General features: G+C 47.6%; 13 protein-coding genes and 1 tRNA gene. 9 read left to right on the top strand and 5 right to left on the bottom strand.

Annotation, left to right across the window (positions count from 1 at the left end; all coding sequences use genetic code 11):
• Nucleotides 1-638: 638 nt before the first annotated feature.
• Nucleotides 639-1619, bottom strand: coding sequence for an aldo/keto reductase (locus tag PaeBR_RS06020; RefSeq protein WP_410513966.1), 981 nt, complete (start codon nucleotides 1617-1619; stop codon nucleotides 639-641).
• A 220-nt stretch (nucleotides 1620-1839) separates the two neighbouring features.
• On the opposite strand from PaeBR_RS06020, the gene leuB reads away from it, so the two are divergent.
• From leuB to PaeBR_RS06045, 5 genes are all read left to right on the top strand, one after another.
• On the top strand, nucleotides 1840-2922 hold the full coding sequence (leuB, locus tag PaeBR_RS06025) for a 3-isopropylmalate dehydrogenase (RefSeq protein ID WP_410513967.1): 1083 nt from the start codon (nucleotides 1840-1842) through the stop codon (nucleotides 2920-2922).
• Between the two features lie 208 nt (nucleotides 2923-3130).
• Nucleotides 3131-3670 carry a peroxiredoxin gene (locus PaeBR_RS06030; protein WP_410513968.1) on the top strand — a complete coding sequence of 180 codons (540 nt, stop codon included), beginning with the start codon at nucleotides 3131-3133 and terminating at the stop codon, nucleotides 3668-3670.
• A 195-nt stretch (nucleotides 3671-3865) separates the two neighbouring features.
• Nucleotides 3866-4273, top strand: coding sequence for a hypothetical protein (locus tag PaeBR_RS06035; protein WP_410513969.1), 408 nt, complete (start codon nucleotides 3866-3868; stop codon nucleotides 4271-4273).
• Nucleotides 4274-4564: 291 nt separating this feature from the next.
• On the top strand, nucleotides 4565-5668 hold the full coding sequence (locus PaeBR_RS06040; protein WP_410513970.1) for a two-component system sensor histidine kinase NtrB: 1104 nt from the start codon (nucleotides 4565-4567) through the stop codon (nucleotides 5666-5668).
• Between the two features lie 120 nt (nucleotides 5669-5788).
• A complete protein-coding gene (locus PaeBR_RS06045; RefSeq protein WP_410513971.1) occupies nucleotides 5789-7294 on the top strand; it encodes a leucyl aminopeptidase in 1506 nt (501 codons plus the stop codon).
• A 142-nt stretch (nucleotides 7295-7436) separates the two neighbouring features.
• Here the strand turns inward: PaeBR_RS06045 and PaeBR_RS06050 are convergent, their stop codons facing one another.
• The 4 genes from PaeBR_RS06050 to PaeBR_RS06065 all read right to left on the bottom strand — a co-directional run bounded on the left by PaeBR_RS06050 (nucleotide 7437) and on the right by PaeBR_RS06065 (nucleotide 10157).
• Complete coding sequence (locus tag PaeBR_RS06050; protein WP_410513972.1) at nucleotides 7437-7583, bottom strand: hypothetical protein; 147 nt, start codon at nucleotides 7581-7583, stop codon at nucleotides 7437-7439.
• Between the two features lie 105 nt (nucleotides 7584-7688).
• The gene (locus PaeBR_RS06055; RefSeq protein WP_410513973.1) at nucleotides 7689-7862 is read right to left on the bottom strand and encodes a FeoB-associated Cys-rich membrane protein; all 174 of its coding nucleotides are present in this window, start codon (nucleotides 7860-7862) and stop codon (nucleotides 7689-7691) included.
• 43 nt (nucleotides 7863-7905) lie between these two features.
• On the bottom strand, nucleotides 7906-9918 hold the full coding sequence (gene feoB / locus PaeBR_RS06060; RefSeq protein ID WP_410513974.1) for a ferrous iron transport protein B: 2013 nt from the start codon (nucleotides 9916-9918) through the stop codon (nucleotides 7906-7908).
• Nucleotides 9915-10157 carry a ferrous iron transport protein A gene (locus PaeBR_RS06065; RefSeq protein WP_410513975.1) on the bottom strand — a complete coding sequence of 81 codons (243 nt, stop codon included), beginning with the start codon at nucleotides 10155-10157 and terminating at the stop codon, nucleotides 9915-9917. The genes feoB and PaeBR_RS06065 overlap by 4 nt, the downstream gene beginning before the upstream one ends.
• Before the next feature lie 234 nt (nucleotides 10158-10391).
• On the opposite strand from PaeBR_RS06065, the gene PaeBR_RS06070 reads away from it, so the two are divergent.
• From PaeBR_RS06070 to PaeBR_RS06085, 4 genes are all read left to right on the top strand, one after another.
• Complete coding sequence (locus PaeBR_RS06070; RefSeq protein ID WP_410513976.1) at nucleotides 10392-11351, top strand: aldolase catalytic domain-containing protein; 960 nt, start codon at nucleotides 10392-10394, stop codon at nucleotides 11349-11351.
• A 561-nt stretch (nucleotides 11352-11912) separates the two neighbouring features.
• Nucleotides 11913-14045, top strand: a complete 2133-nt coding sequence (locus PaeBR_RS06075) for a putative bifunctional diguanylate cyclase/phosphodiesterase (protein WP_410513977.1) — start codon at nucleotides 11913-11915, stop codon at nucleotides 14043-14045.
• A gap of 54 nt (nucleotides 14046-14099) precedes the next feature.
• Nucleotides 14100-14173, top strand: a tRNA-Gly gene (locus PaeBR_RS06080).
• A gap of 450 nt (nucleotides 14174-14623) precedes the next feature.
• Nucleotides 14624-16063: a transposase gene (locus PaeBR_RS06085; protein WP_410511969.1), complete on the top strand. Its 1440-nt coding sequence runs from the start codon at nucleotides 14624-14626 to the stop codon at nucleotides 16061-16063.
• Nucleotides 16064-16100 lie beyond the last annotated feature (37 nt).

Raw genomic sequence — 16100 nt, forward strand, 5'->3', positions numbered from 1 at the left:
TGTGGAAATGAATTAACGGGAATTTCTCCTCTTAATGGTGACGTAACACTCCCGCGAGATGAATTAACGGGAATTTCTCCCTCTAATGGTGGCGTAACACTCCCACGAGAAGAAATAACGGGAATTTCTCCCTCTAATGTGAGTGTTCGCCTCTTTTATGGCCGGATATCTATATAATAAATTTAGTGGAATAATTTCCCTATAATTCTCTTAAAAACGGTTTATTTTCTGAATTAAAGGGAGTTTTTCCTGCTAATGCTCATACGCCAAGGAAAGCCCAGTAAACCAAAGAGCAAAGCTTGAGATGGACCTGAAGGGTTACTGAAGGGTTACGCTGAACCGGGCAGAGAGGACGGAACGATTGCCGAAAAGCTGCAGCGGTCGCATGGGTCTCCGGATTTACACCGCTTCAAAAAGGTAGAAGTCACGAAGGGGAATTATGGAACTGGAGGAGCGACAGCGACCGCCCGAAAGCTTTCAGCAGGAAAGCTCGCTACGAAAGCAGAGGCTGTCTCTGGATTTAAACGCAGACAGCGGTACACATCAGGAAATCTGGAGGAGGACTCCTTTCTTGTATTCAAAAAGGGCCATCCGTCAGCACAATGGCTTACGAATACCCCTTCAGGATGGCGGTTATATTACCAGGCGTACGCTTTAGGCGCTTCTCCGCCTGGACCCGGAAAAATCTCATCCAGACGGGCGAGCACAGACTCGTCCAGGACGACTTCAAGACTGCGCAGAGCGCTCTCGAACTGCTCCAGTGTCCGCGGTCCGATGATGGGTGCCGTTACGGCTGGATTTGTAAGGAGCCATGCCAGAGCAATATTGTCCTGGGGCTCGCCAAGCTCCTGGCTTAAGCTTGCAAAGGCTTCCAGCTGGCTTTGATGCTGTTCTACGCGTTCTGCATTGCCTCCACTGCGGCTGCCTTCGATTTTTTTGAGTGCATTGCGGCCAAGCAGGCCCCCGTCCAAAGGACTCCAAGGAATAATGCCAAGCCCGAGGCTTCGGGACGCAGGCAGCACTTCCAGCTCAGGCAGACGGCAGGTGAGGCTGTATTTATGCTGCTCTGATACCAGGCCGAGGAACCCGCGTGCTTTAGCCTCCTGCTGTGCTACGGCAATATCCCAACCGGCAAAGTTGCTGGAGCCGACGTAACCGATTTTACCTTGACTGACAGCCAGCTCAAAGGCCCCCCACAGCTCGTCCCAGCACACACTGCGGTCAACATGGTGCATCTGGTACAACTCGATATGATCCGTCTGCAGGCGCTGCAGCGAAGCCTCCAGGTGACGCCGTATGATATAAGAAGAAAGGCCTGCTTCATCGTTGGGGCCGTCCAGCTGTTCATTCATCTTGCCGTATACTTTTGTAGCAAGTACAACTTTTTCCCGCCGTCCGCCGCCCTGTTTGAACCAGCGGCCGATAATGCTCTCCGTAAGGCCGGAATGCTCACCCCACCCGTAGACGTTGGCGGTATCAAAAAAATTAACTCCGGCATCCAAAGCAGTGTCCATAATACGGAAGGCTTCCTTCTCATCCGTTTGCGGACCAAAATTCATCGTTCCCAGACAGAGGCGGCTAACCTTCATACCGGATTTACCAAGCTTTGCGTACTGCACTTCGCAATCACTCCTTCAATGAATTTAAAATTGCCTGCATTTAACAACTGCATACTAATTGTAGACAACTTAAGAAACAAGAGCAAATGCACATCTTCTTATAGGTTATTCCTATTAAGGCCATAGAATGTATATCTTTGTCCTTTTGACCGCAGTATGTTAAAACAATATACAGAAGAACTATGTCTGCGGACAGCAGAACACTAGAGGAGTGACCTTGATGAGCATCGTAAAAAAAATCGCGGTAATCGCCGGAGACGGCATCGGACCTGAGGTAGTAGCTGAAGCGGAAAAAGTATTAAAAGTGACCGAAGAGGTATTCGGCTATGCATTTGAAACAGAGCATGCTCTGTTTGGCGGAATAGCCATTGATGAGAGGGGAACACCGCTGCCGGAAGATACGCTGGAAATCTGCCGCAGTGCGGATGCAGTCCTGCTGGGGGCTGTAGGCGGACCGAAATGGGACAATAACCCGAAAGAGCTTCGTCCGGAGACAGGATTGCTTGGTATCCGTAAAGCGCTGGGGTTGTTTTCTAACCTGCGTCCTGCCGTTGTATTTGATTGCTTAAAGGATGCCTCTACGTTGAAGCCTGAAGTACTGGAAGGCACTGACCTTATGGTTGTGCGCGAGCTGACAGGCGGCATTTATTTCGGCGAGAAGCTTCGCCGCCAAGGTGAACATGGAGAAGAAGCCGTCGACACTTGCGTATACAATGTTACGGAAGTTGAGCGGATTGTGCGCCAGGCGTTCGAAATTGCCCAAAAACGCCGGAAAAAGCTGGCATCTGTTGACAAGGCAAACGTACTGGAGACCTCACGCTTATGGCGTGAGGTTGTCAACAAGCTTGCACCGGAATATCCGGATGTAGAGCTGGAGCACGTACTGGTTGATAACTGCGCTATGCAGCTTCTGCGCCGTCCATCCAGCTTTGACGTTATCGTCACCGAGAACATGTTCGGCGACATTCTCAGCGATGAAGCGGCTATGCTGACCGGCTCCATTGGTATGCTTGCTTCGGCTTCGATGGGTGAAGGCAGCTATGGATTGTACGAGCCCGTACACGGCTCTGCGCCTGACATTGCCGGACAAGGACTGGCTAACCCGATTGCGACCATTCTTTCGCTGGCGTTAATGTTCCGCTTAACCTTCGGTTATGAGGATGCAGCCGCAGCGATTGAAGCTGCCGTAGCGGAGGTTCTTGATGCAGGTCACCGTACCAGCGATATCGCGGTGGATAAGAGTAAGGCGATCAGCACCACGGAGATGGGCGATCTGATAGCTGCGGCTATCCGCAAAGCGTAAATCGTCACAAAATATTGCTTATTTATAATAATTATAAAAAAGTAATCAATATAATCTTGACTTTGATTTTGTACGATGATACCATTTGGTATGTAGCAGCAAGGGTATTCACTAACTCTCATATCAAGAAAAGCATAGACTGAGCAGATCGCCCCCGGGATGATTGCCCCAGCTGTTTTTCTTACATAATCAAAGGAGGATTTAAGCAATGGCAGAACGTTTGGTAGGTAGACCAGCTCCGGATTTTACAATGGAAACCGTATCCGGTGACGGTGCAGATTTTGGTAAGGTAAGCTTGTCCGACTATCGTGGCAAATGGCTTGTATTCTTCTTCTATCCGCTCGATTTCACATTTGTATGCCCGACTGAGATCACAGCTCTGAGCGATGCGGCTGGCCAATTTGCTGCACTCGATACAGAAATTCTTGGTGTCAGCGTCGATTCAATCCACAGCCACAAAGCATGGATCAGCACACCCAAGGACTCTAATGGCCTTGGCCAACTGAACTTCCCGCTTGCTGCGGATATCACGAAGAAAGTTGCTAAGGATTACGGTGTATTGATCGAAGAAGAAGGCATTGCACTTCGCGGTTTGTTCATTATCGATCCGGAAGGCGAACTGAAATATCAGGTCGTTAACCATAACGATGTAGGCCGCAGCGTAGAGGAAACGCTTCGTGTGCTTCAAGCACTTCAATCGGGCGGTCTGTGCGCGATGAACTGGAAACCGGGCGACAAGAATCTGTAAGGTTTCTTATCCGGCGATCTTTGAAATACTTAGAGAAGCCTCCTTTTACCGGGTTATATTTCCGGTATAAGGGGGCTTTTTGCAACAAAACAGGCGTGAAGATTGCGGATCTCTTGAAAAGTAAGGAATCACCATCGGCATTATGTAATACAATAATACGAAACCATTGAAATTAACCTGGGAGGGTGAGCAATCATGAGCTTTTGCTGTGGAGCGAGTATGGTAGGTACTAAGGGAACGCTTAAACATTATCGCACGCAAGTCCATAATGTTCCCCTGCTTTTTTGTCCGGTATGTCACCGGGTGGAGGTTCATTACAAGGTAGAAAATGAATATGAGATCCTGGCGGAATATGCGCATGGCGACGGCGTAACCGATGTGGATTTTCAGGATTACGTCATGGAAGACGAAGAATCTATTTTTGAAAATGTTATAAATATGGAAACCGAGGATCCGCTGGCCATTGTACGGAACCAGATTGATATGGCGCTTGATCTGCTCGCTGTAGCCAAACAAATCGGGGATGCCAAATGGGAACGGGAACTGAAGAAACGGCTGGCTGTAATGAGCCAACGGCGCCATCGCTTGCAGCAAAAAGCCTAATCATTCACTAAGATGAATTTTTTTTATATTTTTAGGAAGCCTCCCCCAAAAGCGGAGGCTTTTTGTCGTGTGTCCCAAAAAATCATTAATAATATATTTATTTTTCGACAGTTTCTCCGATTGCGTTGTCTGCTTCTCTTGGATATGATTGGAATATAGTTAATACGGTTGGATTTTATGAAGCAAAACCCGAATGTTCTGGTGGCTTCGTCATATACTCATATACATAGTAATTTGATGTCGTGTTGTAGAGCGGCTTCGTCAATTGCAGTAGAAGGGGGACTTCGAATCGTGTTACGAGAATATCAAGAAGGGTTGCTGTTATCAGCAAGATCGTTTCAATCCGGTATTTTGGATACTACATACGAGAATGTTCTGGAGCATATTGACAGCGGAATTATGCTTTTTGATGAAGAAGGGGTTCTTAGCTTTATTAACAATCAGATGTATGGAATACTTGAGCTTAAGCGCCACGCTCTTGTGGGATGCACGTTTCTTAATCTGTTAACCCACATCCAATTAAGCCGTTTTAGAAAAAGAAGATTGCTGTCCATTTATCGGGAGACCGTATACAAGGGAAAACAGAGCCATGAATTTGCAGATGAATTTGGCCGATATTGGCGGGTTACCGTGTCTTCAGGGGAGAAGATGAATGGGCACTACTTATTCGTTATTAAAGAGATTTCTGATTATAAGCTCATTGAACAAACGGCCTATCAGAATGATAACTTGGCTATGCTTGGTAAATTGTCTGCTTCCATAGCCCACGAAATTCGTAATCCGTTGACGGCAATCCGTGGATTTATCCAATTGCTCCGTCCGCATCTGCATCAGCTCGGAAAGGACGAGTATGCCAAAATTATTTTGGCGGAGATTGATCGGGCGAATGATATTATTCATGAATTTCTGACATCATCCAAGCCCTCGGTTCCTCAGGTTGGCGTTATACCTGTCTCTGTACTACTGAAGGAAGTCGTTCTGTTGACAGAGAGTGAAGCCTTGATGAAAGGCTGCGAGATCCACCTGCATCCTTTTTCCGATGAATTGAATATTTCTGTCGATGTAAAGCAAATGAAGCAAGTGATCCTCAACATTATTAGAAATGCTATGGAAGCGATTCCAGAAAGAGATGACGAGTATATAGGGAAAGTGGAAATTGGAGCACGCCGCAACGGGGCAGAGGTCCGCATCTTTATTTCTGACAATGGAAAAGGGATGGACATTTGCACCCTGGACCGGCTATTTGATCCTTTTTTTACAACGAAAGAGAATGGGACGGGGCTGGGCTTGTCGGTCAGCGATCGAATCATTAAAAATCACGGGGGTTGCATAACTGTCAACAGCAGAGTAAATGAGGGCACCAGCTTCATAATCTCTCTACCTCTGATACAGTAAGGCACATAACCAAGGTTATTATAGGCTGATTCTAACGGTGCATCACTGACCGATGGGAATCAGCCTTCTTATGTTACAATGCATATCATTAGAAAATAAATCCGGGTGGAGGAGCAAACAATGAATATTGGCTGGAGCAGCGGCATTCCGCTTTCGGAGTTAAAGAGCGATGTTCTGATTCTGATCCTGTCGGAATCGGAAGTAAAGGGAGAAGGTTTCTCGCCAGATTGGGACGGCACCCTGAGACGTTTGGGAGAGCTGGGCTTATTCGAAGGGAAATTACATCAAACTTATATTCTGCCTTCGGTGAACCCTTCAGCCTTCCCGGTTACGATCCTAGCCGGCAGAGGAGGCCAGGAGCTCCGTACAGATGATTTGCGCCTAATGTCAGCCAGCATAGCAAGGGCGGCAGTTAAGCTCAAGGCGGAGAGTCTAGTGGTTCAGCTGCCTTCTGAAATGAACATAATAACTGTAGAGAAGGATACAGTAACAACCGCCCATGTACTTACTGAAGGACTGCTGCTGGGTTCTTATGTAAGGAAGCATTATAAAAGGGAGCAGCCTCCGTACGCAGTAATTTCATCGGCTGTATTCTATATGAAGGAGCAGCTTGAAGCAGCAGAGGGTGAACGTTGGACTAAGGGAATAGAAAAGGGGCAGGCTTTTGGGGAAGCCACTCTTTTAGCGCGTAATTTGACTAATATTCCGGGCAATTTGCTGGTTCCGGCTGATCTGGCCGTGGCTGCAGTAGAGATTGCAGATAAATATGGCTTCCCGGTAGAGGTGCTGGATGAACGCGAGATCGGACAGAAGGGTATGGGTGGACTGCTGGCTGTCGGCAAGGGCAGTGTAAATCCGCCGCGTATGATCGTCATCCGCTATCAGGGAACCGGACATTGGGCGAATGTCATTGGACTGATCGGTAAAGGCATTACTTTCGATACAGGCGGTGTCTCCCTGAAGCGTGCCCCCGGAATGGAAGATATGATCAGCGATATGGGCGGCGCTGCGGCCGTATTGGGGGTTATGGAGGCTTTGGGCAGATTGCATCCACGGATCAACGTGGTTATGGTCATTCCTTCCGCTGAGAACATGCTGTCAGCCAATGCTTTCAAGCCCGGTGATGTCATAACTTCACTCAGCGGACGTACCATAGAAATTCTCAATACGGATGCTGAAGGACGGGTTGTGCTGGCAGATGCGCTAACCTACGCCAGGGAGTGGGGGGCAGAACGCATTATAGATATAGCCACGCTGACAGGGGCTGTACGTTCAGCCTTGGGGGATGTGGCTACTGGAGCTGTAACCAACGATGAAGCATTCTTACAGGAGCTTACCGCAGCCTCCAGAAAGACAGGGGAGAACCTATGGCCGCTTCCGGCTTATCCGGAATTTAAAAACATGCTGAAGAGTGAAGTCGCTGATATCCGCAATGCTGCAGGGGGATCTGGGGCTGCCATTACAGCAGGCCTGTTCATTGGCACCTTCGCCGAAGAAATGCCGTGGATCCATCTGGACATCGCCGGAACAGCTTTCCTGTCCAAGGAGCGTGGAGTGAATCCAAAGGGAGCTACGGGGGTTATGGTTCGCACCCTACTGGAATGGCTGCTGAGCCAAGCCGTATAAACGAATGGAAACGTTCGGACCTAATAACCTCGTAAGCTTTCACGAAAAAACAAGGGGTTTCCCGGCTGCCATTGGAGTGGCTTACGGGAAACCCCTTGTTTTAGAAAAATATTAGGACGAGATCATGATCAGGAAAATGAATCTAGACTGTGCCGCCTGATTTTTTACCTTTGGCTTGTGAAGTAAAGGATTGAATGCCATTCATCACTTTATTACGGGTTTCCTTGTTCTTCAGTAAATACACGGCACCGAGTGCGATTGTAGTAAACAGGGTTTTCTTAGTGTTCATTGGTATCCCTCCTTGGTTAGTCTGGTTGCTGTTGCTTATAACAAACATACCCGTATGCCAAGAATTTAAACCATTTTGTCTTCAATTTCTGCTTCAAAAGCGCTCTTATCGCTTGCTGTCGACGGCTCCGCCGCCGCAGGAGAATAGGGTAGATGCAGCCTCACAGGTTTTTCCCTTATCGCAGCCAGAGCAGGCTCCTTTTTTACCCTTCTGAACATGACGGTACAGGATCCAGCCTGCATATCCGAATATAAGCCCTATAATAAGCACATTTATCATGATCGTGCCCCGCTTTCCTCAAGAAAAATTTTCGGATTTACAACTATGCCCAGCCTAATAACCGACCGCCCTGAAAAATAATCAGTGACACTACATACGCAAGGACAAGGGAATAACCGATGGAGAAAAAGGTCCACTTCCAGGAAGCTGTTTCCTTTTTAATAACACCTACGGTTGCCAGACAAGGAGTGTAGAGCAGAATAAAGGCCATGAAGCTGATCGAGCTTAGCGGTGTGAACACTTGAGTAATCTGGCCTTCCAGTCCGGTTATATCCGAAGTGTGGTAAATAATATTCATGGTGGATACAACCACTTCTTTAGCCAGGAAGCCTGGCACTAGTGTAGAGCCTGCCTGCCATGTTCCGAAACCGAGCGGTTCGAGCAAAGGAGCTATCAAACCGCCGAATTTCGCCAGAAAACTGGAGTCCATCTCCACTCCCAAACCTCCTGGGCCAGCATAAGACATCAGCCAGATGATTACTGAACCGGCAAGGATAATCGTTCCAGCTTTGCGCAGAAATCCTTTACCTTTCTCCCATGTGCTGCGTGACAGCGTCTTAATCTGCGGAAGCCGGTAAGGAGGCAGCTCGATAATAAAGATGGAGGATTCATTCTTAAATAAGTATCTGGAGAACAGCTTGCACAGAAGCAAAGCGAATACAATCCCCATCACGTACATTGATAAAATAGCCGTTGCTTGCTGCGTCGGAAAGAATACAGCTGCAAACAAGGCGTATACCGGAAGTCTCGCGGAGCAGGACATCAGCGGCATCAGCAGGGTGGTCAGCATCCGGTCTTTAGGCTGTTCAATACTTCGCGCCGCCATAATAGCCGGAACATTGCAGCCAAAACCGATAATAAAAGGGATGAATGATTTGCCGTTGAGTCCCATTCTCTCCATGGTGCTGTCCATAAGCAGACATACCCGGGCCATGTAACCGGAATCCTCCAGGAAGGAGATAATCAGAAACAGGATGAAAATTTGCGGAACGAAGACCAGCACGCCGCCAACACCGCCGATAATACCATCTACAATTAGGTCATGAGTGAAGCTGGAGGCTCCAACATACTGGAGAAGCTTTGCCGCTCCTTCGCTAATTGGACCGGAGATCAGGCCATCTACGATGTCCGAAGAAGGTCCACCGACCCAGTCGAACGTAGTTTTGAATAGAGCATACATAAAGAAAATAAATAAGGGCAGTCCCAGAAAACGGTGTGTCAACAGGGAATCAAGACGTTCTGTCAGGTTATGAGGCTTTTGGCCCGATGTATCGAGGGCAGCCTGGCATAAGGAGCGGATGTAATTCATTCGGATTGATCGGATCCATTGCGGCAGAGTCAAGGCCAGCTTCTTCACCTGTAGCTCGCTTTGACAAGCTTCACAGATTGACAGTAACTTCACCGTATCCGCGCGTGATTTCAAAAATTCCAGGATAACCGGATTTTGTTCCAGCAGCTGCAGGGCGATCCAGCGACTGTTAGGCAGATCTGTTATGTTCTGCAATTCTCTTTCAATGGAAGATATAGCATGCTCAGCAATATCCCCGTAAGAAAGTTTGAAATGGACGTTAGGGATCGAGAAGGACTTCTCCAAAATATTGAGAACCTGTTCGCTGCCTTTACCGGTTCTGGCGATTAGCGGCAGAACGGTGATGCCTAGTCGGGCTTGTAATACTTCCGGATTGACATGAATGCCGCGCGCTTTGGCGACATCTATCATATTTAATCCCAGTACAGTTGGTTTTCCGTATTCAAGCAGTTGAAGTGTAAGCAGCAGATTCCGCTCCAGCTGTGATGCATCGACAATGTTAATGAGTGCTTCGGGAGATTCCTCAAGCAGGTATTGGGCGGCGACGCCCTCGTCACGGGAAAGGGGGTGCAGAGAGTAAATACCAGGCAGATCGATGAGCTTACCGGCGCCGTTTTTCAGACTGCCTACTTTTTTCTCTACGGTTACGCCAGCCCAGTTGCCTACATATTCATAGGATGAGGTTAGTGTATTAAAAAGAGAGGTTTTACCTGTGTTAGGATTACCTACGAGTGCGATAGAGCTCATGATACATTCACCTCGATTTTTGAAGCTTCCTTCCGGCGAATGGCGAACAGCTGGCCGTTGCATTCGAGAGTAACAGGTCCGAGAAACGGCCCTTTTCCTTTGAGACTAATAACAACACCTTCTGAAACGCCAAGGTCGGCAAGACGGCGGCGTAGAACGGGATTCATTCCCTGAATGCTATGAATCGAACCGATAGAGCCCGGTTGTAAGTGAAGCAGGGAGCAGGATGATGAAACCAAATTGAACACCCCCGAGAGAGACTGATAATCAATCTCAATTATTTCTTGTACTGTAGCATTATTTTCATTGGTTTTCAGTGATTTATGTCAATGCGTCATGTGTGTATCAACATATAAGGCGGAGGGTTGGAATATTCTTTACATTCTAATCACCCTTAAAGTATTATTGGATAATGATTACTTGCATAGGTTTAATGGGATAATAAGGATGTATAGTTGAGAGGAGAATTTATTGTGAAGACTAATCAAAGCAAAATCGTCGATTGTACCATTCGCGACGGAGGACTTGTGAACAACTGGGACTTTAGTGTGGAATTTGTACAAAACCTGTACGCCGGACTTAACGAAGCCGGTGTTGATTATATGGAGATCGGTTATAAAAATTCTCCCAAATTGCTCAAAGGGGCTGAAGATGCAGGCCCATGGCGTTTCCTTAATGACGATTTCCTCCGGAAAGTTATTCCGCAGAAGGGTCATACCAAGCTCTCGGCCCTGGTGGATATCGGACGTGTGGATGAGAATGATATTTTGCCCCGCAGTGAAAGTATGCTGGATCTGATACGGGTGGCTTGCTACAGCAAGGATGTGGACAAGGCTCTTCAGCTGGTACAGACCTTTCATGATCTGGGCTATGAAACGACAATCAACATTATGGCGTTGTCGAATGTGATGGAGAATGAACTGCTTGAAGCTTTTGAACAAATCCGTGAAAGTGTGGTAGATGTTGTCTACATAGTGGATTCCTATGGCAGTCTGGATCATAACGATATGAATTACCTGATTGAGAAATTCAAAACGCATCTGCCTAATAAACGTCTCGGTGTACACACCCATAATAACCTGCAGCTTGCGTTCTCCAACACTCTTATTGCCGCAGAAAAAGGTGTAGAGCTGCTTGACGCTTCCTGCTACGGAATGGGACGTGCGGCAGGCAATTGCCCAACCGAGCTGCTGGTTACGCATTTGAAAAATACACGCTATACTCTTCGCCCGGTTCTTGATATTGTAGAACGCCTTATGATTCCTTTGCGGGAAAAAGAAGAGTGGGGATATATTATTCCTTACATGATTACGGGTACTCTTGATGAGCATCCGCGTTCCGCTATGGCTTTGCGTTCTTCCTTTGATAAGGACAAGGCTGTTGATTTCTATGACAAGCTCACAACCCCGGAAGTAACGTTTGGAGAAAAGTAGAACTTGCAGAAGCACTGACCCTGAATCAAGGGAAGGTGCTTTTTTTCTTGAAATATAAGAAAGTTTCACTCCATGTTTTAACTTTTTAATTTAAGAGAAGGGGTGTCCCGAAGCCATGTAAATAGCTGCTGGGAAAACCCTTTGCTTTGGAGTAGGAGGGAGGCAGGTGTTCTGGGCGGACGCTCCGCGAACGGACCGTTGCTACAATCGCTGTTGTCTCCAGATTTTCTGAATTACCCTTAGCGGGTAAATCCGGAGACAAAGGCGAACGCTATCGCTTCTCCGCAATCGTTCCGTCCTCTCCGCTGCTTTCAGCGGGAATCTTTTCTACAATACTTTTAGAACAACTCAAAGAAATCGCCTTTTTGTAACGTTTTTTTTAGCTAATTTCCCGGATTTTCATTTTCATGTATTACAAAGCTATTGAAATTAAGGAACTCGGCTGCTTTTCTTTTATTTTGTCGAAAGAACAGTGTAACTTTACAGGGCTATCCAGCCGATATTTATACATAGGAGATAATTAATTAATTTAATTAAGACATTTCAAGACGCGAGGGATATATGAAACAAGAAGAGAAAAAGACCATTCATGCGGCTATTGGGGGAGCAGTGCTCTTCCTTCTGGTTCAAATATTTCACACTTCTCTTGACCGTTTTGATAATTGGGACATGCTGTCTGCATTCTATCTCATTGCTGGCAGCATCAATGTTGCCTTTGCTTTTGCTATTTTCGCACAGGGTTGGCTGTTTTTTTCTAACCGTTTATCAAGGGAGAGATTATACTCTTCAGCGCTCTTTTTAGGAGTATGCATTTTTGATTTTTTGCACACGCTGGGCTTTATAGGTATCCCAATGATATCTTCCTATATCAGCTCTGAAGATTCGCTATGGATACTAACCTTGTCACGTCTTGCGAGTTCAATCGGTATATTATTTATTTTTAGCAAAGAGGATTTACCGGTTTCCGTTAACGTCAAAAGCCGGGTATTCCGCAGGGCGCTTGTCCTGATCTTGTCCTCGCTGCTATTAATTGCCTTCGGCCATATACTGATTCCGCAGGTAATGAGCCAATCGGGACTGGATTCACTGAAGCAAGTGATCGATATGGTGGTGCTCTTTATCTATCTGCTGGCTGTTGCTGTCATTGTGCATCCGCGATCGGGGGAGAGGTCGGCTTCGCTGCTTATTATTATTCGGGCGCTGATCTTTTTTGTTCTGGGACAGGCCTTCTTTATGAAGCCGGTTAGTATAAATGATTTACATTATCTATTCGGCATGATCTGCAGCGGCGCTGCCTATTACCTGATGCTGACGGGCGTTTACCGGTTAACGATTGAGGAACCTTTTCAAGAGAAGCAGGAGATCGAAGCGCAAATAAATTACCTGGCATATCATGATGATTTGACCGGACTTCCCAACAGACGCCGTTTAATGCAGAGGGTAGAAGAGGTCATTGTAGGCGGAGAGAAAGACAGGGTTAAATACTTCTTGGCGATTGTAATTATGAATATCAATCATTTCAAGAATATCAACGACTCCCTTGGACATTTTGCCGGTGACCGTCTACTGCAGACGGTATCCGAACGAATAGCTGGTGAAGCCAGACCTAATGAGGAATTGTTCAGTATGGGAGCTGACGAGTTTGCTTTTCTGATGACGGATAGAGCCAGTCTTGAGGGGAGTGTAATTCGGGCCAGAGAGCTGCTGCGGTTATTCGAATCGCCCATTGAGCTGGAATCCGGAGAATATCATATATCGCTTAGTTTGGGAATAAGCTTTTTTCCGGGGGACGGGGATACTGCGGAGCAGCTGGTTCAGAATGCGGATACGGCAGTACATAACGCCAAAGATCAAGGGGTTGAGATCCGCCGCTTTGTACCTGCTATGCAGATGAAGGCGAAGGAACGCCTGAAGCTGGAAAATGATTTGCGGAGAGCGCTGGAGCGTGATGAATTCCATCTTGTATATCAGCCGCAGGTTGAATTGGAAACCGAGGAAGTTGTGGGCATGGAAGCCCTGCTGCGCTGGGATCATCCGAAACGGGGGCTGGTCTCTCCGGCAGAATTCATTCCCATTGCCGAGGAGAGCGGACTGATCGTATCTATTGGCGAATGGGTGCTCAAAACAGCCTCTCTTCAGAACAAGAAGTGGCAGGATGCCGGTTACCGGCCCATTTGCGTCTCCGTGAATCTGTCGATGCGCCAATTCCTGCAGCCGAATCTGGCAGGTAAAATCGGTTCGATCCTGAGTGATATCGGATTAGATCCGTGTTATGTCGATCTGGAAATTACAGAGAGCATGACGCTGGATAAGGAGACGACCTTTGAGCAACTGAAAAGGCTGAAAGAGCTGGGCGTATATATCAGCATTGACGATTTCGGGACAGGCTACAGCTCCCTGCATTACTTGAAGAATATGCCGATCGACCGTTTGAAAATCGACCGTTCCTTTGTCCAGGAGGTCATGGAAGACAGCAATAATGCAGCGATTGTCTCGACCATTACTTCTATGGCCCATCACCTGAAGCTTAAGGTGACTGCGGAGGGTGTGGAGAATAAGGATCAGCTGCAGTTTTTGCGCCAGCAGCATTGCCATGAGGCGCAGGGTTATTTATTCGGTAAACCGGTTGAAGCGTTGGAGTTCGAGAGAACTTTTCTGAAAGAGATTAAGCTGGAGATGAAGTCAAATCTATAATTGTTGTTTTTTATCCGGAAAAGTGCTATACTATTTCTTGTCTTACTTTAAGTCGCGGGTGTAGTTCAATGGTAGAACTTTAGCCTTCCAAGCTAATAGCGTGGGTTCGATTCCCATCACCCGCTCCATAAATAATTAACAACAACCCTTAGGATATAAGGGTTTTTTTCTTTACGCAAAATTCGACGAACGCTTGTCTATTTTATCCCAAGGGGGCGGGCAAGAGGCCAAAGTTGGAGTGTTTTGGATTAAGTGGGATACACTCCTCTTGTCTCTATCAAGATTGCCGGTGCGCATTTTGTCCGGGAGCGGTTAGAATTTAGAGCATAAATAGAATAACCCGTCAGTGTGACTAATGCGACGAACTTTAACCTGCCAACAGAAGGGGCAAAAGTTATATTTACTACAAATTAAGAGCTGGACAGTCAAAAGTTCTTGTCGAAAAATCGTAACATAGAAAAATAACCCAATCAGACGATGGTATGGTATCCTTTTAGTTCTCACACAGAAAGGAGATCCAATCGCTAAATGGGTTACGACAAAAAGTGTACCTCATTTCCGAGCGATTGACCATACCTATGCTCAAATACGTGAATGAACTTTTACTTCCCTTCCGTTCGTGCTTCTCCAGACAAGCCACTTTCGAGTGGTTCGTTGTTTTGGTCATCGGCTTTATGCTGCGCTCCGACCATCTGGGCGTGACTTCTGTGATTCGGGACCTCTCCCTGAATGGCGGCTGCTATGAGACGCTCATTCACTTCTTCCGTTCTTCGGCTTGGTCTCCGTCATCCTTACGGCGGATGTGGCTTCAGGTCGTTCGCCAGTCTGCGCCCCTGCTGGTGATTCAGGATCGCGTGGTACTCGTCGGCGATGGCATGAAGCAAGCCAAGGAAGGTCGCCGGATGCCGGGCGTCAAGAAGCTCCATCAGGAATCCGAAAACGTCTCCAAGGGCAATTATATTTTCGGTCACCTGTTTGGGGCCATCGGCATTCTGGTCGGCGATTCCCGGAAATGGTTCTGCTTGCCCTTGTTCATGAATCTGCAAGACGGCGTCCAGACCATCCTGGGCTGGAAGAAAGCGGACAACGAGCCGGAGCCGCCTTCCCACGTCGTTCAGATGATTGAACAAGGGTTCGAGGCTGCGAAAGGCTTCGGTCAAGCGCTGTTGCTCTTGGATCGTTACTTCTTGTCGGTTCCGGCCTTGAAGCGGTTGCAGGCGTGCCATCTCGCCTCCGAAGCCCGGATGCATCTGGTGACGAAAGCCAAATCCAACGTGGTGGCCTATGAACGCCCTGCGGCCAAGAAGCCAGGACGTGGCCGACCGGCGAAAAAAGGCAAGGCGGTCAAACTGAAGGAGTGGTTCACGACTCGCGCTGCCGATTTTCAAACCGCCACCGTTCCCCTGTATGGCAAAGAAGAGAAGGTGCAATTTCTATGCCTGGATCTGCTTTGGGGACAGGGCTTGTATCAGGAATTGCGCTTTGTGCTGGTGGTGCATCAGGGCCGCCCCTCCATTTTGGTCAGTACCGATCTGACCTTAGCTGCCACAGACATCATCCGCTTGTATGGCTATCGCTTCAAGATCGAGTGTACGTTTCGGGAAATGAAGCAGGTCATCGGCGCCTTCGGCTACCGCTTCTGGAGCAAGTCCATGCCGAAGCTGAACCGGTTTCTGAAAAAAGAGGAAGCTCACCCACTCAAAGCGGTAAAGGACGAACAAGACCGGCAGCGAATTCAGCGGACGCTTCAGGCGATCGAGGGATTCGTGATGTGCCAGTGCATCGCGATGGGATTGCTGCAGCTGGTTAGCCTGCATTTTTCAGGCCGGACGCCGGGGCTGTTTTTCCGCTATCTGCGTACGCCGTCCCATGCCGTGGTGTCTGAGGCTACCGTTGCCGCTTATTTACGCAAGTCTATTTTTCGCTTGTTTGTGCAAAATCCGCACTTATCCATAACGAAAATAATTAAATCCAAGCAGGAGAACACTCATGTTGAGCACGATTCTCTGGCTTCTTAAAGTTGTAGAACTTTTCACTGTCCAGTTAAGAGAAAGG

This window comes from Paenibacillus sp. BR2-3, assembly GCF_046529485.1.
Classification (GTDB): domain Bacteria; phylum Bacillota; class Bacilli; order Paenibacillales; family Paenibacillaceae; genus Paenibacillus_AQ.